Raw genomic sequence first — 17,183 nt, forward strand, 5'->3', positions numbered from 1 at the left:
ATTCCTTATATCATTCGGATTATTGTTTTAGATCAAATATTTTTTCCATTTCGATCCATTTTTCACCACGTTTTGCACTAGGCAGTACTTGCTGGTACTGCGACATCAAACTTTCCCACTCAAGATTTTTCGGTTCTGAAACTGCAACACTTTGTGCTAGGTCAGGGTCATAATCGTCAGTGGTTTCCATAATCATAAAAAGACGATTTTCGACTTGCCAAATCTGCATATCCAGCACACCACGATTGTGAATATTGGTGATGATTTCGGGCCATACTTTTTGATGATACTGTTGATATTGTTGAATCTTTTCAGCATCATCCACTAGGTCTAAAGCCAAACAATAGCGTTTCATTTTTCGCTCCACTTTGCGGCATTTCACTCTTAGTCTTGATCTAAGGCACGATCTAAATGGGTATAACCACCATCGACATATAAAAGCTGTCCAGTGGTATGCGAAGAACGATCAGACAGTAAAAATACCGTGGTATCTGCAATTTCATTGGTCGTCGTCATACGATGACCAAACGGAATATTTTGGGTAATTTGTGCTAACTTTTGGGTTGGGTTATCAAAGCTATCTACCCAGCGTTGATAAAGTGGTGTCATGACTTCAGCAGGTAAAACCGCATTGACTCTGACACCATCATCTTTAAATTGCGCTGCCCACTCGCGTGTTAAAGCCAATCGGCCACCATTTGCAGCAGCATATCCACTGGTATGTCCCTGCCCTGTGACTGCGACTTTAGAACCAATATTGACAATGCTGCCTTTGCTTTGTTTGAGATGCGGTATGCAAAAGTGAGCCATTGTAAAATAATGAATCAGGTTTTTATCTAAAGACTGTCTAAACGCATCAATACTGTCTTCAAGTCCAACATTGTCATTTATTCCTGCATTGTTGACTAAACCATCCAGACGTCCATATAGGTCAATGACATTCTGAACTTTTTCTTGGCAGGCTTTTTCATCAGTCAAGTCCAGTTGATGAAAGGAGTAGTTTGCTGCTGTTCCCTGTAAAGATATTTCAAATTCGGAACTCAGGTCTGAACGACCAAAAATAGCAACCGTTGCACCTTCTTGTGCGAGCAATAATGAAATTGCGCCACCAATTCCTGCACCACCACCCGTAACGATAAAGACTTTATTTTTGAGGTGTAAATCCATCTTTCCTATCTCCTATATTTAAAATCTTTTAAATTTCATAGCTTATATAAGCGCTTAGGTGTATCTATTTCGACTTGTTGACGTTCTGAGGCACTCCAGTTGCATGTCCATTCATCCCAAAATGCCAATAATTTTTCATAACGATGGGTCGCAAAAGACACAGGCCAATCAGAACCCCAAAGCAAGCGTTCAGGACCAAAAAGTTCTAAAGCAATATCGAGGTGGGCTTGAAAATCCTGTGCTTTGCAGTGTGCGCCCGCCTCTGTCACCAAACCTGAAATTTTGCAATTTACATGCGCTAAAGCGGCTAATTCTTTCATGCTCTTTTTCCACACAGTAAAACCTTCACTGGAATACATCTGAGGTTTTGCTAAATGATCTATTACCAACTCGTATTGATCATGCCGTTGGGAAAATTTTACGGCTGCATCCAAATCTTTCTGGTGGATCAAAACGCCATAGAGCAACTCAGCTTGTTGGATTTTTTCTACGCCCAGATTAAATTGAGGGTTGTTCAACATATAGGCTGTAGGATCAGGCTCATCTTGAAGCATGTGACGAAAGCCTTTTATCTGCTTATTTTGTTTGAATTTTTCCAACTGCATTTCTGCATCTTTTTCAAAATCAAACCACGCCACAATCCCTTTGATGATAGAATATTGTTCTGCCAGTCCATTCAAATATTCATTTTCTTGCCAAGAAGGTCGTGCCTGAACAGCAATTAAACCCTCTATTCTGGCAGGTAATTGTGCCAACAAATCTTCAGGCGACATATCTTGTGCAATGACACTTAAATCACCCGTCATCCACGGGAATTCAACTGGATTGTATTTCCAAAAATGAATATGACTATCAATCACTTATATACTCCTTGTGGCTTTATGCACTTTCACTCTTTCCAGATTGGATGAGCTTTAAAATCACCCTTAAAACTCATCAACGATAAAACCACAAATCAGTTAGATTTACTTTGTGAATCATGCCCTGTAATACTAGAATCTGTTGATATTTCAACCATGTATTGCATATCAGACTGATCCAACAGTACTTACACACCACTTCCCTTTGGCATGCATGAGCTTGACCATCAATAACTCAGTCAATCAACCCTTAAATCGATATTTCTCTATGGATGCCTGTTTCATTTCAATTGAAAAACCCGCGAGTGTTGGAGGCATATAAGCTGCATTTTGAATCACACAAGGATCGATAAAGTGCTCATGTAAATGGTCAACGTATTCTGTGACACGACCTTCTTTAGAAGTGGAGAACCATAAATAATCAATCATAGAAAGATGCTGAACATATTCACATAAGCCTACGCCACCTGCATGCGGACAAACTTTAAGCTGATATTTTGCGGCCATCAGTAATACAGCTAATACCTCGTTAATTCCTCCCATTCGACAAGCATCAATCTGAACAATATCAATTGCTTCACGCATAATAAATTGTTTAAACATGATGCGATTCTGGCACATTTCACCTGTAGCCACTTGAATCGGCTGAATCGCAAATCGAATAGCACGATGCGCTTCGACATCATCAGGTGATGTGGGTTCTTCAATAAACCATGGGTTTGAAAATGCCAACTGTTTAACCCAGTCGATGGCTTGTTCACGTTCCCAAATCTGATTGGCGTCAATCATTAAATGACGGTCAGCACCAATAATGTCACGCGCAATCTTGACACGGCGCTTATCTTCTTCAATATCGCGCCCCACTTTTAATTTGATATAATTAAAGCCTTCATCAACAGCTTCCTGACAAAGTCGTGCAAGTTTTTCATCGCTATAACCTAACCAACCGGCTGAAGTTGTATAACAAGGATAGCCTTCTACACGCAGGATTTTCTCACGTTGTGCTTTACCGATCTCATTAGATTTCAATAAATCCAAAGCTTCATCAGGCGTAATACAGTCGGTTAAATAACGAAAATCAATACAGTTCACTAATTGTTCAGGAGTCATATCTGCAACCAGTTTCCAAACCGGTTTAGCTTCACTTTTCGCCCATAAATCCCAAATTGCATTGACCACTGCACCTGTCGCTAAATGCATTGCGCCTTTGTCTGGACCAATCCAGCGCAATTGACTATCCGAAGTTAAATGTCGCCACATCAAAGCAGGATTTTTCTTAATCTCATCGATATCTAGACCAACAACAAGATGACGCATCGCCTCAATTGCTGCACAGCAAATTTCATTACCACGACCAATGGTAAATGTCAGACCATGTCCTGTCAGCGCTGGATGATCCGTTTTTAAGATGACATAAGCAGCTGAATAATCTGGATCTGGATTCATTGCATCTGAACCATCCAACTGCTGTGAAGTAGGGAAACGAATATCCAATACTTCTAAATCCGTTATTTTTAACATTCCTATTCCTTTTTAAATTCTGAGCTTTTTTAAAGACAAGTCTTCCTAAGACATCGAATTTGAATGCCTCTTTTGTATTAGTTAAAAATTAAATCTATTGAGATAAATCTGGCTTATTCAGCATCAACAACTTTCTGTTGTTGTTCGCCTAATCCCTCAATACCTAACCGCATCACTTGCCCTGCTTTTAAATACACAGGTGGTTTTTGCCCAAGTCCTACACCTGGCGGTGTGCCTGTAGAAATTACATCACCTGCCTGTAGACTCATAAACTGACTTAAATAGCTCACAATGGTTGGTACATCAAAAATCATGGTATTGGTATTGCCATCCTGATAACGATGACCATCGACCTCTAACCAAATTTTCAAATTATGTGGATTTTCAATTTCATCTTTGGTGACTAACCATGGACCGGTTGGACCAAAAGTATCGCAGCCTTTTCCTTTATCCCAAGTTCCTGTGCCTTCAAGCTGAAATGTGCGTTCAGAAACATCGTTAATCACGCAATAACCTGCAACATAGTCCATTGCCTGTTCTTTACTAATGTAACGACCATCTTTACCAATGACGACACCCAATTCAACTTCCCAGTCTGTCTTGAATGAATTCTTTGGAATTTCCACATTATCATTTGGTCCAACCACAGCACTGGTCCATTTATTGAAAACCACTGGTTCAGCGGGAACTTCTGCACCTGTTTCTGCGGCATGGTCAGAATAATTCAAACCAATGCAGATAAATTTACCGATATTACCTACACATGCACCAAGGCGCACCCCCTCAGCAACCAAAGGCAGACTCGATAAATCCAGATTTCGAATTTTATCTAACTCGGTGGTAAGCACCTGACCATTGATGTCTTGAATCACTGAGGATAAATCCCGAATTTGTCCCTGTGGGTCTAAGACCCCTGGCTTTTCTTGTCCTTTTACACCATATCTTAATAATTTCATTGTTCTATCCTAGATCTGCTTGAAAATTAATTTGACCAACCACCATCGATCATATTGATGGTTCCAGTTGTAAATGAGGATTCATCACTTGCAAGATAGAGTGCGAGTGCTGCTATTTCTTCTGCTTTACCGACTCGTCCCATAGGTTGGCGAGCAACGAATTGGGCATAGACTTCATCAATGGTTTTGTTTTGTTCTTTCGCTTGAGCTTCAATACGATCATGCAGTGAAGGAGAATCCACAGTTCCCGGACAAATCGCATTGCAACGGATCCCTTGACCGATAAAATCCGCTGCTATGGATTTGGTCATACCAATAACTGCCGCTTTAGTGACACTGTATGAAAAGCGGTTCGGCACACCTTTGATACTTGATGCCGCTGAAGACATATTGATGATTGAGCCGTTGGCACTTTTCAACATTGCTGGTAAAAAAGCCTGAACCATGTGGTACATCGAATCTACATTCATCGTAAAAGCACGCTGCCACTGTGTTTCATCACATTCTAAGATTGAACCTGCAGGAACCCAGCCAGCACAATTGAACAACACATCGACCTTCTGATATTTTTTAGAAAATTCAATAATTTGCTGATGATTTGTAATATCCAAATATTCCACTTGAATATTTTCTGAATAGCTTTTGAGTTGTTCAAGCAGCTCCAAATTAATGTCTGTTGCGATTACTTTTGCACCTTGTTCTGCAAAGCTTAATGCAGTGGCTCTACCAATTCCCTGAGCTGCTGCGGTAATCACACACGTTTTATTTATCAATCTCATTCCTTCGTCCCTGCTTTTTACTTTATACTATGGTAAATGCTAAATTGACTAGACCAATTAATTGGTCTAGTCAATTTAATTGATCAAAAGTGTTTTGGCAAGACCAATTTTTGTAAAAGTTGAAATTTATGACTCAAACTCGTCTCTATCAAAATATCTTTAATAAGATTCAAGATGATATAAAGAATGGAATTTATCAGTTAGGTTCAAAGTTACCGCCTGAGCGCGATCTTGCCCAGCAGTTAGGTGTGAGTCGTACTTCTGTACGTGAGGCAATAATCGCGCTTGAAGTCAATGGGGTTGTCGAAGTTAAACTTGGCAGTGGCGTGTATGTCATTAAAGATCAGCAAGATGACCACTCAGAACAAACAGGTTTTAATACCAATATTCATCCTTTGTTAATTCCTCATTTAAAAGAGGATTCCGCGGTTACGCCATTTGAAGTTTTAGAAGCACGTTTGCAAATTGAACCGTATCTCGCTGAACTTGCCGCAAAACATCGTACAGATGAACAATTAGAAGAGATTAAAGAAGCGTTTTTTATGAATGTCCGAGATAATCTGGAACATTCCAGTGAGCATATTGGAGATCGTTTATTTCATATTCGTATTGCCGAAGCCAGTCAAAACAGTGCTTTTTCTTTTTTTCTCAAATATTTGCTCGGGAAACAATATACCGAGCTGTTCAGTCGTATGCGTAGTCTATACACTCCTGAAGATATGCCTTTAAGGTCTCAGCATGAACATCAGGAAATTATGGCAGCGATCCAGAGCCAAGATGGTGCTGCGGCATATAAAGCCATGCAGAAGCATTTGCAGAATGTTATTAATATCTTTTCAAGAAAAGTATAGATTTGGGTTATTTAGGATGAGCAACTTTTGATTTTAAAATAAAGCACATTTAATTCGCTTTGTGCTTTTCTAACTTTTTCAGATTTAGTTTATGTTTAAATAAAAAGCACAACTCATCTCATCCGAAGACATCATACTGATACATAAGAAGGTGAGGTACCGAATAAAAATCTTTTTAATAAGTAATGGATTGCCTTAATGTCTTAATTAACAGCTCATATAAATGATCGACCGCTTTTGAATTAAGCGAGGCTCGACTTCTATATACAGATGCTTCCATGGGTACTAATGGGCCTAGTCCGTGCTCTGCTCCTAAAATTTCTAAATGCTGAGGCGCGCTACATTGTGTGAAAACTGCGACGGCTAAACCACTTTCAACTGCTGCAATTTGCCCGATTAAACTTGAACTATTATAAACAACACGATAACGGCGACCTTGCAATGCAAGCGAATTGATCGCACTTTTTTTAGCTAAACTGGTACTTTCATAAACAGCAATAGGTATCGGATCTTCACGCCATAATTCAAATTGGGGAGAACCTACCCACACCATTGGCTCATGAAACAATAAAGTGCCTTGACGGGGGTTATCCCTTGAAATCAATGCTAAATCAATCTCGCCATTTTCTATACGTGGGATCAATGAAGTCGATTGTTCACAAATAAATTCTATTTCAACACCACTATAACGCGGTGCAAAACGCTTAAGCACAGGCGTTAGATATTTAGCAGCGTAATCATCGGGTACACCAAGTCTAATCCGACCGGTTAACTCTTCTCCATTGAAAGCCATTTGTGTTTCATGGTGTAGATCAAGTATCCGTCTTGCATAACCTAAAAGAAGTTGCCCTTCAGAAGTGAGTTGAATTTGTCTATGCGTTCGAACTAAAAGTTGGCATTTTAAAGCACCTTCCAGTTTTTTTAACTGCATACTGACAGCAGACTGTGAACGGTATAGCTCAGGTGCTGCATTTGAAAGAGAACCTGTATCAACAACTGCGACAAAACATTTTAACCAATCAATCTGTAGATTTTGTAGATTCATGATCACCCCAAATTATTCGATTTTCGAATAGTATATGTAAGAATTATGCGCTTTTCATTCTAACTTTCTAAGTCCATAATTTATTAAGAAAAGAAGGAAATTTCCCCCTAATTTTCATCAGCGATCATTAGGTATATAGCTCACTAGAAAATTTAAAAAGATAAGGAAATTATTTTGTCGAATGTTGACCCAGATATTTACAGTTTAAGTTATTCCCAAGTTTGGTCAGGTTTTAAAAGCCTTCTTCCAATTTCATCTTTCGTAGTAATTTTTGGGGCTGCTTTCGGTTTAGCTGCAACGCAAACAGGACTAGACAATAGCTCTATCATGTTAATGAGTAGCTTTGTTTTTGCAGGAGCATCTCAATTTGCGACTTTAGAACTATGGGGCGCGCAAATATCACTGATTCCCTTAATAGTCACAGTTTTCTTTATCAATGCTCGACATCTTTTAATGGGCGCATCTCTTTATCCTTGGTTACGCCACCTGCCTCCCATCAAACGATACAGTATCTTGCTGGTTATTTCTGATGCCAATTGGGCACTCTCACTACAAGCATTTAATCGTGGTGAATCAGGCATGGGATTATTGTTTGGAGGGGGCATTGCGCTTTGGCTCGCGTGGGTTTTAGGCACAGGACTGGGGTTCTATTTTGGTAATGTCATTCATCATCCAGCATTGCTGGGATTAGATATGGTCATGGCTTGTTTTCTACTGGCGATGGTTGTCGGTGGACAAAAAAATCTCAGAATACTCATCATCTGGACAATCGCAGCCTGTAGCTCATTATTGGCTTATTGGTATTTACCAGAAAATAGTCATGTCGTTGTGGGTGCCTTATTTGGCGGAATTGTCGGAATTTTCTGGAAAGAGAAACAGCTATGAACCTAGAGATTAGCACCACTTATCCATTAATTATTATTTTTATTATGGCCATTGTGACATTAGCCACTCGCTGGGGTGGTGTTTTGATTATGTCTTATGTACCTATTAGCGATCGTGTGCAACGATTCATTAATGCAATGTCGGGATCTGTACTGGTTGCACTTTTGGCTCCTATTGCCGTTGAAGGTGATCATGGCGCTCGTTTGGCGTTACTGACAACATTGATCGTTATGCTACTGCTTAAAAAACCACTATTGGCGATTGCAGCAGGAATATTGGCAGCAGCCTTATTTCGTCAGTATTTTGTATGAAATGATAGGGAGCTCAAAGAAGCTGCCTTTGGCTATATTAAACCTAAACAAAATTGAGCAATCACTACACATTGCGCATAAGCGACATCGGGTTCATTTAGTGAAACTACAGTGTATCGTGATTCTTTTTTTTGAATAGAAGAATCAACCAATTAATAAATTCACTTAGTCTGCGGGGTTGATTATTTCTCGATTCATATAAAATCGACAAAGACATCGGTGCACAGGTAAACGCTGTTAATACTTCAATAAGGTCACCCTTTGCCAATTGTTGTCTAACACCAATTCTCGGAATTTGAATAATCCCTAGTCCATTTAAGCCTGCAGCTAAATAGGCATCCGTTGTGCCGACACTGATTAGACTGGGAGTTGGTACAAGGTAGGTTTGATTATTTTGATTGTATTCAAAAGCATTTTGCGACTGGGTGTCAGCATGCGAATAATCAACAATATAATGATTTTTGAGGTCATCTAATGATGTTGGTATACCGTAATGTTCCGCATAGTTGGGACTAATACAATTAACCATTTCCATAATACCCAAATGGCGTCCTATTAAATTACTGCTTTCAAGCTGACCACCACGGATTACGCAATCTACTCGTTCCTTGATAGGATCAATACGATAATCAACCCCAAGAAGTTTAATCTGTGTTTTTGGATATTGTTGAAACCATGCAGGTAGATGGGGAGCCACCACGCTAGAAAAAAACCGACTAGGCATATCGATGTTAATCACACCACTGAGTTCTTCACTTTGTTGTTGAAATTGATTATCTAAGCCTTCTAACTCATCCAATAATCTTAAGCATTCGACATAATAGCGCTGACCTGCTTCTGAAAGAGAAACGTGTCTTGTATTTCGATAAAGTAAACGAGTTTTTAAATGATCTTCAAGCTTAGTGATTGACATAGAGATTGCTGACTTAGGAATCTTGAGCTGTTCTGAAGCACGGGTAAAGCTACCATTTTGTACAACAGCGATAAAACGTTTCATCGTCTCAATCTTATCCATACATCACTTCCAATTGTTCATTATTTATGAACAGTCTTATCTGATTACTCATATTTATCAAGACAATTAATTCCTGTACTTTAATTTTATCAACAGTTAATCAGCATAATATGAGGTCAGTACATGAATAAAATCGCATTCATCACCGGAGGGAGTCGTGGAATAGGTCGAGATGCAGCGCTTAAACTCGCTGAGCAAAATATTGACATCATTTTGACTTATCATCGCAATGAAAAAGCCGCTCTAGACGTGGTTGAGAAGATTAAAGAAAAAGGTCAAAACGCATTTGCCATTCAATCTGATATTCGAGATATCACATTATTTGATGATTTGGTAAAAAGCTTGAGTTTCGTATTAAAAGAGCAATTTGGTCGTGAAAGTTTTGACTACCTACTCAATAATGCTGGGACAGGTTTACATACGAGTATTGAAGAAACTAGTATTGATGATCTAGATGATATGCTCAATATCCATGTGAAAGGTCCATTTTTTCTCACTCAAAAATTGCTACCACTCATTGAAAATGGCGGTCATATTGTAAATATATCCTCTGGTCTAACACGCTTTTCTATGCCTGGGTCAGCTGCATACGCAATGGCAAAAAGCGCTGTAGAAGTCATGACACGTTATATGGCAAAAGAATTCGCCTCCAAAGGGATTCGTGTCAACACGATTGCGCCCGGAGCTATTGCGACTGATTTTAGAGACGGTGCCGTCCGCAATAGTGAACAAGTTCAGGGGATGATCGCATCTATCACGGCATTAGGCCGTGTTGGTGAAGCTGATGATGTTGGAAAAGCAATCGCTGCGATTTTTAGTGAAGGATTTAACTGGATCACAGGTCAGCGAATAGAAGCCTCTGGTGGTATGCTGTTGTAGTTTTAACTCGCACAGCATTAACATATTGGTGGAGTTATGCAAACTTCATATAACTCTGCCATATCGGAGTTCTAAGCAAATACAAAAAATTAATATTTATTAATTTTACAAATTCTATCTTTTTCAGGTTGACTGTATGTCTGAGCTCCAATCTTTAACGCCTCGTATTTCGGTCGCTCCGATGATGGATTGGACACTATAAATATTATAAATGTTAAATTTCATAAACTTATAAATAAAAATTTAAATTATGGCGTAAATTTCGGGTAATTTTTATATCGAAATAAAAATTACCCCGAGATGGCTTTGTTAAATTTAATACAATTTAAGCGTTTAATTTTCTCCATCAAAATACCAATATACGTCCCCCCAATCAGTTTGTGATAACGTTGGTAAAATTTCACCTTTTGAGAAGTAAGGTCTTGTGCCTGGTTGAGCTGGAGTAGTCCAATAACCAGTTTTTGTACATTTATCCCCACCTTTTACTTTTATTTGAATTACATCATCATTTGTTATAATTACTTTTGCCTGATTGCGAGCCCACTCTACAATATCTTTCGGATAGAATAAGTGCTTATGTAACAAACTATCATCTAAATCAAGTAAATAAACTAGTGCAGCAGCTTCAAATGCCCAATAACCTACATAAGAAGTTTTATTTTCTAAATCTAAATGACCATTATGCCAAATTTCATTTTTATTCATTTGATACCAGTCTGACAGATATTCATCTAGAAGCTCTATTGAATGATCCTTATTGTTCTTTACTAAGACATTTTCAATCACATCACATAACTTGGCATAACCCAAAGTAAATAAGTTCCCTTCGTTGATAGTTGGGTGAGTAGAATCATTAAACTTAAAAAATTTATTAATAATTTCATCTTCGCCTGTATGACTATCACCTTCACCATTAACTAAAGAATGAATTCGAGGAAACAGTTCATTACGGTGCAGTAAATAACCGAGACCTAGTATATTAAGACTCTCATTCTGAGTCGGGATAACCGAAGGTTTTTCTGATTTATGAAAAATAGCTAAAGCTTCAGACTGCTTTTCATAACTTTCTATCAATTTTTCAAATAGAATTTGCAGTTCATTAATGGGTTTTCCTGCTGTATATTCCAAATATAATAAGGCTTGATATATCCATGTAATAGACTGCCATCTTGATGCTTCGCCACAATTATATTCATCATTTTCAAAAGCATCACTTTCTAAATATAAAGTAATCCCTTCTTCATTATATTCTTTTGTCTTTAAATAATATTCCTTGGTTAGAAATTGCTGTCTACGTTGGTCTGTGAAGTCTGACACTATTTAGTCCTCATTTTTAATAAATCAATTTTATTTGGTATGACCATTTTTAATGTTCGCTCGAGTAACTCGATTGTTTAGAGCTTCATCAATCTTTGCAGCCCCCGTACGTTCGATTGATGTCTGGTCAATATCATGATTTATCAGAAACCCAAACTTTAATTGAAGATATTGATTTTCAAACATTACTAATAGATAAAGCTTTTAATGAGGATTGATTAATCCAAGAACCGAACGAGCGAAAAGTAAAGATGGTCATCCCACCAAAATCTAACCGAAAAGTAGTGAGAACATTTGACACCTATATGTATAAATAGTGTCATTTCCATAGAAATTACTTCTGTAAATATAAAAAATTTAAACGTATAGCAATGCGTAGTGGTAAAACAGACACGTATTTTTAAGCCATCATCCAGTTGTGTGCTGGTTTTATTAACTCTCGTAGATTCTCAACAGCCTCTAGTCAACACCAAAATATTTATCACTACCTCTTAGCCAATTCTTTAGACATAATTCTCATACAAGGAATCTCTGTCAACATTATTATCATTTTATCAAAAACCATATTATTCCAAAAATAATGCCCCGTAAGGCATCTTCTTACACTGTTAAATACCAAATCGTTTCACCCCAAGCATTATTAGGAATCTCTGGCATAACTTCACCTTGGTTAAAATGACGCTTTTCCATATTATTCGCTGGACTATACCACTCACCTGATTGTGGACAAATTTGCCCAGCTTCACATCTTAATATTTTAGCATTTGGATTAGTAATATCATTTTCAGACGGTACAAACTCTCGCGCAAATTTAACTAAATCTTTTGGATAGACCAGATGAGTTATTTCACTATCATCCAAATCTAGTAAGTACACATATGCTGCAGCTTCTATTGCCCAATAACCGAAATATAAACCTTCATCCATTTTATGAGTATCATGCCAAGCTGCACTTTCAAAGGCTGGATACCATAATTTCAAATACTCTTGAATATCTTGGATACTTTCTTCTTTGGTATCTCGATATTTGCTAAAAATTAACGATCCATATGGATTATCAAAAAACCATTGATCAACATCATAACGATCATTTAATTCGAATGATAAAAAATCCTCATACAAGGTATCTAATTGATCAGTTTGATCAGTTTGATCAGTTTGATCATGATAAATTTTATCTTGCATTGCAGCAATGCGGGGGAGCAAATCACGTCGATGCAATAAATAACACCAACCAATTAATTGCATACAACGCTCATATTCATCTATAGCGGTAAAGTAAAACGGAGCCCAATCATTATCCTCCTCATCTTTACGCAACGCTAAGGTATATTCCTCGTACTTAACAATGATATCTTCCAGTTGAAGTCTCAAAGCAGAAATATTAAAACCTGCAGTAAAATTTAAACTTAACAAATCGTAAGCATGTAAAGATAAAAAATAATCTAAACGTCTGATATCAGCGTAGCTGCCTTCATACAGCTTTTTGCTATCCTGAATTTCAATAGGTAATTCCTTAAAAAAAGTATTAACTCTATTAAAAATTTCATCTGTCAAGAAAACTTGTCTTCTTTGATTTTGTACTTGCATCCTATTTTTCCTGATTTAATTTAGATATATCAACATTAGGGCTTTTGGAATATTTAGTTTTCAGTTTTGTTTTTATTGTATTCACTATTGTCTTAACTTCAGCTTCATTATACAAAACAGCAGCATGTTTCCGATGTAAACTTTCATTTTCTTGCATTCCAGCCATCAGAACTTTAGCATGATTAATTGAGTCTTTAATTGCAGATGGTACTTGGACCGCTTTTATTGTTTCAATAGATGTATCGGAATACAAAGGGCTATAAACAATATATCTACTATAAACATTCCGACCATTTCTAATAACTTGAGAATAAATTGAATTAGGAACTGATGCTGATATATTTTTTGAAATCCATTCTTCACTCATTTGTACAATTAATTGAGTTTTACTAGTTTTTCCACCAGATGATGGTGTGGAGGTAGTTGAATTATTCTTTCCTGGTTTCCCACCCCCCGCATTTGGTTTTCCGCTAGGTTTACCAGAGCCACCATTTGGTTTTCCCGAACCGGTTGTAGTATCTGCATAAGAGTTTGCACTTGATTAAAATGACGCTTTTCCATATTGTTTGCTGGACTATACCAGTCACCTGATTGTGGGCAAACTTCGCATGAAATACAACGTAAACGACTTAAACCATTTTCAGGATTTCCTTGTTCGTCTAAAGGTGTTTATTGGCTTCTAGCATAATCAACCAATTCTTTTGGATAATAAGGTTTATCTCGATAACTACTGTCATCTATTCGTAAAATAACTGTAACTGCTGCCGCCTCAATTGACCAATAGCCAGGAAATTGACTACTCTTATGACGATCATGATAAGGTTCTCGTTTACTTGCACCATACCATTCATCCATATACTGAGACATTAACTGTGGTCGATCTTCTTCATTGGCTGCAAATACTTTATCTAGTTTTCGATAAGGCAATTGTCTTAAATAAATATTAGAAATATCTCTGTCTGGTAACCAAGGTGAGGCCAACTTATCTAATAGAGCATCCTGTTCATCATTTTCGTAAGCCAAAATATCCATAATTGTCGATAGATGTTCAGGCTGGGCGAATAAGATGGAAAAGCAGACTAATTGCAATGCTTCCCAATATTCATCGGTAGTCAATTCTAAATGAGGAACTAAATGCCCATCACATTCACTACTTTTGTGAAAATCTAAATGAAAAAATTCTGCTTTTTTAAGAGCATAAATAACATTTGGAAAGTATTCAGATAATACTTTTACAGAAACACCAGCTGAATAGCTAAAAAATTCAAGTTCTAAAGAAGCCTCAAAAAAGTGATTAGACGATAAATAAATTGCACCTTTAGGCTTGTCTTTTAAAAAATCTTTGTCATTTAATCTTTCAGCAATTGTTCGGGTTGATGCTAAAGCTTGCTTGATAGTGTATTCATAATCCTTGTACTTTTGATATGGTTCGCGTCTTAATGACTCCCAATCATTTTTGCTTAACAAATCCATACATGACTCTCGATTCAACTAAAAAGTGTCTACAAAATCGGTGGCTATTCAATACCCTCCGATAAGAGTACCTCCCACTGCTATAACCCCCTACAAAAGTTGATCTAGTATCTCACCTTCCCCCATCAAGCTGCCAATTTGCATTGCTTTAATTAAAAAACACCAAATAAACCTATGATTATTTTGTTTTTTTCAATTTATCTATTGTGAATTTAAAATTATATTGATGATGGTCGGAATTAACTTGATATAAAGAAACTTGGCTTTCTTGAAAAACTAACTGTAACATTTCTGCTAATTTAGGCAGTTCGGGATTATTCGGTTTTGCTAAAATAAATCTGCTCCCTCACCATTATCTAAGCCAGAATTAACTTGATATAAAGAAACTTGGCTTTCTTGAAAAACTAACTGTAACATTTCTGCTAATTTAGGCAGTTCGGGATTATTCGGTTTTGCTAAAATAAAATCTGCTCCCTCACCATTATCTAAGCCAATTACATCAAAATTATTGGTCAATATATTTTCTACTACATTTTCATAATAAATTGAGAAAATGGTTTCCATATCCAATTCATCCTCATCCCCGCTAAAGAGTTCCTCATAGCTAGGAGGGTGATCTTCATCATATTTAACTTGAGTATCTTGTTCTTCGAATTCTTTAATATAATTAAAAGCTTTATCTAAAGTCGAATCAATTCCTTTAATTCTACCTTGTGTTATTTTCAAATCTTGAATTCGTTCCGCAATTGTTTCCCAATCTTTGTAGTCAGCACTTGCTATATATTCATTTGCAATTTGATATTCTGATTGCCAAGTCATCAACCACCTAAAAGCTGAAYCCTCTGAACCTACGGCAGGAAAGTCAGATATTTTAAGTTCAGGGAAGGTTTTAATGAATTGTTTCATGACTTCATTTGGCTCTAGCATTTTAGAGTTCTCTTTCTTTGAAATAACCATATCTGTTGTTTGAGCAACTGTATTCTGACTTGATAAAATYACCATCAGCAGAACAACAGTCATACAAGTGTTTAGGAAAGCTTTTGTCATATTCTAAATTATTCAGTATTAAAATTATTTTGAACAGGATATTTTTTCARTAATKCTACATCATCCTCTCTATCCCAACGCTCAAGCCACCAATCACATTGTTCAGGCTGAAAAAAAACKGGCTCCCATTCAGCCAATGAATCCGCATATTGAGTAAGGGGTAACATCTTTTCTCGAATCGGTTTTAATATGTTGTTTAAAGCCTGATAGCCTTGAGGGCGTGATAAGCCTATCCGTGCCAATTGTGGTGACTCATCAGCTTTAAAAAACATCCCTTGATGGGCTCCCATTCAGCCAATGAATCCGCATATTGAGTAAGGGGTAACATCTTTTCTCGAATCGGTTTTAATATGTTGTTTAAAGCCTGATAGCCTTGAGGGCGTGGTAAACCTATCCGTGCCAATTGTGGTGACTCATCAGCTTTAAAAAACATGCCTTGATTAATCGGCTCTAACTGTAATGGCGTATTTGGTTTTTGTTTCTGAATGGCTTGTACTTCATTAAGCTTTTCAAGCCAGGGCTGCCCCAAGTAGACCAACCATGCAGTTGAACGGACACCCTTTTCTAAAGAAGGTTCATCATTTGTCACAGCACTAGTTTGCGCCATATTTTTATCAATATCTAAACCAAGAAAACGATAATTAGCTGCGGTTTCAAATGCCTGCCATGGTACAGCTTGAGTAAAATCTAGAGGTTGTCCCACTCGATAACCACAATAGGCTTGTTCTATTTTTATTTCTCGAACAATTGATTTAAAAAACTCAATACATTGCAAACGTTGATCACTATTATTTGCAAAGTTAAATGGAAAGATAAAATTTACTGTTGAATAGCGTTCATTATTTGCCATTTCTGAACTGAATGTAGTTTTTACACCATATTTTGGTGCAAAACTCATTTTGGGTTGGTCTGAAAAATAATAAATAACAGAATCTTTTTCCTTTTTTATATCTTCTAATAAATTTTCAGGAAAATCTTCTTTACGAAATTTACGTTCACGTTGGTTTTTAACGGATGCTTCTCGCTGAAACTCAACACCAGTCAAAGCAATATAATCTTGTATTTTCTTTACAAACTTTTCCTTAACCTCTAATTGGTCACCATCGTAAAACCAAAAAGACATCATTAAGTTTAAGCGTACTGGTTCAGTTTTCGACTCAATATCAACATAAGGCAAGCCGTAATCTTGTGTCTGTTCAATCTGATCCAACCATGCTTCTGCTTGTTGAAATAACTCACCCATCATCTATTCCTTATTATTTCCAAAGATTTTCTGCATTAGTGACAACAATACCCAAAATTTAACGCATATTATTGTTTTTACTGGTTTTTTACTTGTGGCAAGATAAAACCATCAGGACCATTATGGAAACTATTCATATTGGACTACTTATTTTTTTGGTACACGGCTACACGCACTTTTTTATCTGCGAATACACAAATCTTTGTAAATTTAGTACCATCTCCTAAAAATGGGTGTAATTGTC

The 17,183-nt window shown here is 37.1% G+C and carries 19 protein-coding genes; 4 read left to right on the forward strand and 15 right to left on the reverse strand.

Going from position 1 to position 17,183, the window contains the following annotated elements:
• Positions 1-19: 19 nt before the first annotated feature.
• The 6 genes from ASC84_RS12260 to ASC84_RS12285 form a co-directional block, all read right to left on the reverse strand.
• The gene (locus ASC84_RS12260) at positions 20-355 is read right to left on the reverse strand and encodes an L-rhamnose mutarotase (protein WP_056515008.1); all 336 of its coding nucleotides are present in this window, start codon (positions 353-355) and stop codon (positions 20-22) included.
• Between the two features lie 29 nt (positions 356-384).
• Positions 385-1,167, reverse strand: a complete 783-nt coding sequence (locus ASC84_RS12265; RefSeq protein ID WP_004818994.1) for an SDR family oxidoreductase — start codon at positions 1,165-1,167, stop codon at positions 385-387.
• 35 nt (positions 1,168-1,202) lie between these two features.
• A complete protein-coding gene (locus ASC84_RS12270; RefSeq protein WP_056515011.1) occupies positions 1,203-2,027 on the reverse strand; it encodes an amidohydrolase in 825 nt (274 codons plus the stop codon).
• 243 nt (positions 2,028-2,270) lie between these two features.
• Positions 2,271-3,548 (reverse strand): L-fuconate dehydratase, encoded by a 1,278-nt coding sequence (locus ASC84_RS12275; RefSeq protein WP_056515014.1) that lies wholly within the window; start codon positions 3,546-3,548, stop codon positions 2,271-2,273.
• Between the two features lie 113 nt (positions 3,549-3,661).
• Positions 3,662-4,504 (reverse strand): fumarylacetoacetate hydrolase family protein, encoded by an 843-nt coding sequence (locus tag ASC84_RS12280; RefSeq protein ID WP_056515017.1) that lies wholly within the window; start codon positions 4,502-4,504, stop codon positions 3,662-3,664.
• A gap of 26 nt (positions 4,505-4,530) precedes the next feature.
• Positions 4,531-5,283: an SDR family oxidoreductase gene (locus ASC84_RS12285; RefSeq protein WP_056515021.1), complete on the reverse strand. Its 753-nt coding sequence runs from the start codon at positions 5,281-5,283 to the stop codon at positions 4,531-4,533.
• 128 nt (positions 5,284-5,411) lie between these two features.
• Here ASC84_RS12285 and ASC84_RS12290 point away from each other — a divergent pair, with 128 nt between their 5' ends.
• A complete protein-coding gene (locus tag ASC84_RS12290) occupies positions 5,412-6,134 on the forward strand; it encodes a FadR/GntR family transcriptional regulator (RefSeq protein WP_056515023.1) in 723 nt (240 codons plus the stop codon).
• Between the two features lie 175 nt (positions 6,135-6,309).
• Here ASC84_RS12290 and ASC84_RS12295 read toward each other — a convergent pair whose 3' ends face one another.
• Positions 6,310-7,179, reverse strand: a complete 870-nt coding sequence (locus tag ASC84_RS12295) for a LysR family transcriptional regulator (protein WP_056515027.1) — start codon at positions 7,177-7,179, stop codon at positions 6,310-6,312.
• A 174-nt stretch (positions 7,180-7,353) separates the two neighbouring features.
• Between ASC84_RS12295 and ASC84_RS12300 the strand changes: the two genes are divergently transcribed.
• On the forward strand, positions 7,354-8,064 hold the full coding sequence (locus tag ASC84_RS12300) for an AzlC family ABC transporter permease (RefSeq protein WP_056515030.1): 711 nt from the start codon (positions 7,354-7,356) through the stop codon (positions 8,062-8,064).
• Positions 8,061-8,375, forward strand: coding sequence for an AzlD family protein (locus ASC84_RS12305; RefSeq protein WP_004723188.1), 315 nt, complete (start codon positions 8,061-8,063; stop codon positions 8,373-8,375). The genes ASC84_RS12300 and ASC84_RS12305 overlap by 4 nt, the downstream gene beginning before the upstream one ends.
• 106 nt (positions 8,376-8,481) lie before the next feature.
• Here the strand turns inward: ASC84_RS12305 and ASC84_RS12310 are convergent, their stop codons facing one another.
• Positions 8,482-9,390, reverse strand: coding sequence for a LysR family transcriptional regulator (locus tag ASC84_RS12310; RefSeq protein WP_056515034.1), 909 nt, complete (start codon positions 9,388-9,390; stop codon positions 8,482-8,484).
• A 123-nt stretch (positions 9,391-9,513) separates the two neighbouring features.
• Between ASC84_RS12310 and ASC84_RS12315 the strand changes: the two genes are divergently transcribed.
• Positions 9,514-10,269 carry an SDR family NAD(P)-dependent oxidoreductase gene (locus ASC84_RS12315; RefSeq protein WP_056515037.1) on the forward strand — a complete coding sequence of 252 codons (756 nt, stop codon included), beginning with the start codon at positions 9,514-9,516 and terminating at the stop codon, positions 10,267-10,269.
• Positions 10,270-10,602: 333 nt separating this feature from the next.
• Here ASC84_RS12315 and ASC84_RS12320 read toward each other — a convergent pair whose 3' ends face one another.
• The 7 genes from ASC84_RS12320 to ASC84_RS12360 all read right to left on the reverse strand — a co-directional run bounded on the left by ASC84_RS12320 (position 10,603) and on the right by ASC84_RS12360 (position 16,939).
• Positions 10,603-11,586 carry a PoNe immunity protein domain-containing protein gene (locus tag ASC84_RS12320; protein ID WP_056515039.1) on the reverse strand — a complete coding sequence of 328 codons (984 nt, stop codon included), beginning with the start codon at positions 11,584-11,586 and terminating at the stop codon, positions 10,603-10,605.
• A gap of 600 nt (positions 11,587-12,186) precedes the next feature.
• Positions 12,187-13,176 carry a PoNe immunity protein domain-containing protein gene (locus ASC84_RS12330; protein WP_056515043.1) on the reverse strand — a complete coding sequence of 330 codons (990 nt, stop codon included), beginning with the start codon at positions 13,174-13,176 and terminating at the stop codon, positions 12,187-12,189.
• A 1-nt stretch (position 13,177) separates the two neighbouring features.
• The gene (locus ASC84_RS12335; protein WP_056515045.1) at positions 13,178-13,543 is read right to left on the reverse strand and encodes a hypothetical protein; all 366 of its coding nucleotides are present in this window, start codon (positions 13,541-13,543) and stop codon (positions 13,178-13,180) included.
• Positions 13,544-13,845: 302 nt separating this feature from the next.
• Positions 13,846-14,649 (reverse strand): PoNe immunity protein domain-containing protein, encoded by an 804-nt coding sequence (locus ASC84_RS12345; protein WP_056515050.1) that lies wholly within the window; start codon positions 14,647-14,649, stop codon positions 13,846-13,848.
• A 327-nt stretch (positions 14,650-14,976) separates the two neighbouring features.
• Positions 14,977-15,669, reverse strand: a complete 693-nt coding sequence (locus ASC84_RS12350) for a hypothetical protein (RefSeq protein ID WP_227515137.1) — start codon at positions 15,667-15,669, stop codon at positions 14,977-14,979.
• 35 nt (positions 15,670-15,704) lie between these two features.
• The gene (locus ASC84_RS12355) at positions 15,705-15,968 is read right to left on the reverse strand and encodes a hypothetical protein (RefSeq protein ID WP_056515055.1); all 264 of its coding nucleotides are present in this window, start codon (positions 15,966-15,968) and stop codon (positions 15,705-15,707) included.
• Positions 15,926-16,939 carry a type VI immunity family protein gene (locus ASC84_RS12360; protein WP_056515059.1) on the reverse strand — a complete coding sequence of 338 codons (1,014 nt, stop codon included), beginning with the start codon at positions 16,937-16,939 and terminating at the stop codon, positions 15,926-15,928. Before ASC84_RS12360 ends, ASC84_RS12355 begins: the two co-directional genes overlap by 43 nt.
• Positions 16,940-17,183 lie beyond the last annotated feature (244 nt).

This window comes from Acinetobacter sp. Root1280 (genome assembly GCF_001425285.1).
Taxonomy (GTDB): Bacteria; Pseudomonadota; Gammaproteobacteria; order Pseudomonadales; family Moraxellaceae; genus Acinetobacter; species Acinetobacter guillouiae.

What these genes read in the sequence shown, in the direction of transcription:
- ASC84_RS12295 (WP_056515027.1), bottom strand. Translation starts at nt 7,179, where the DNA reads ATGAATCTACAAAATCTACAGATTGATTGGTTAAAATGTTTTGTCGCA.
- ASC84_RS12335 (WP_056515045.1), bottom strand. Translation starts at nt 13,543, where the DNA reads ATGAGTGAAGAATGGATTTCAAAAAATATATCAGCATCAGTTCCTAAT.
- ASC84_RS12280 (WP_056515017.1), bottom strand. Translation starts at nt 4,504, where the DNA reads ATGAAATTATTAAGATATGGTGTAAAAGGACAAGAAAAGCCAGGGGTC.
- ASC84_RS12360 (WP_056515059.1), bottom strand. Translation starts at nt 16,939, where the DNA reads ATGGGTGAGTTATTTCAACAAGCAGAAGCATGGTTGGATCAGATTGAA.
- ASC84_RS12345 (WP_056515050.1), bottom strand. Translation starts at nt 14,649, where the DNA reads ATGGATTTGTTAAGCAAAAATGATTGGGAGTCATTAAGACGCGAACCA.
- ASC84_RS12310 (WP_056515034.1), bottom strand. Translation starts at nt 9,390, where the DNA reads ATGGATAAGATTGAGACGATGAAACGTTTTATCGCTGTTGTACAAAAT.
- ASC84_RS12305 (WP_004723188.1), top strand. Translation starts at nt 8,061, where the DNA reads ATGAACCTAGAGATTAGCACCACTTATCCATTAATTATTATTTTTATT.
- ASC84_RS12315 (WP_056515037.1), top strand. Translation starts at nt 9,514, where the DNA reads ATGAATAAAATCGCATTCATCACCGGAGGGAGTCGTGGAATAGGTCGA.
- ASC84_RS12275 (WP_056515014.1), bottom strand. Translation starts at nt 3,548, where the DNA reads ATGTTAAAAATAACGGATTTAGAAGTATTGGATATTCGTTTCCCTACT.
- ASC84_RS12265 (WP_004818994.1), bottom strand. Translation starts at nt 1,167, where the DNA reads ATGGATTTACACCTCAAAAATAAAGTCTTTATCGTTACGGGTGGTGGT.
- ASC84_RS12285 (WP_056515021.1), bottom strand. Translation starts at nt 5,283, where the DNA reads ATGAGATTGATAAATAAAACGTGTGTGATTACCGCAGCAGCTCAGGGA.
- ASC84_RS12330 (WP_056515043.1), bottom strand. Translation starts at nt 13,176, where the DNA reads ATGCAAGTACAAAATCAAAGAAGACAAGTTTTCTTGACAGATGAAATT.
- ASC84_RS12290 (WP_056515023.1), top strand. Translation starts at nt 5,412, where the DNA reads ATGACTCAAACTCGTCTCTATCAAAATATCTTTAATAAGATTCAAGAT.
- ASC84_RS12260 (WP_056515008.1), bottom strand. Translation starts at nt 355, where the DNA reads ATGAAACGCTATTGTTTGGCTTTAGACCTAGTGGATGATGCTGAAAAG.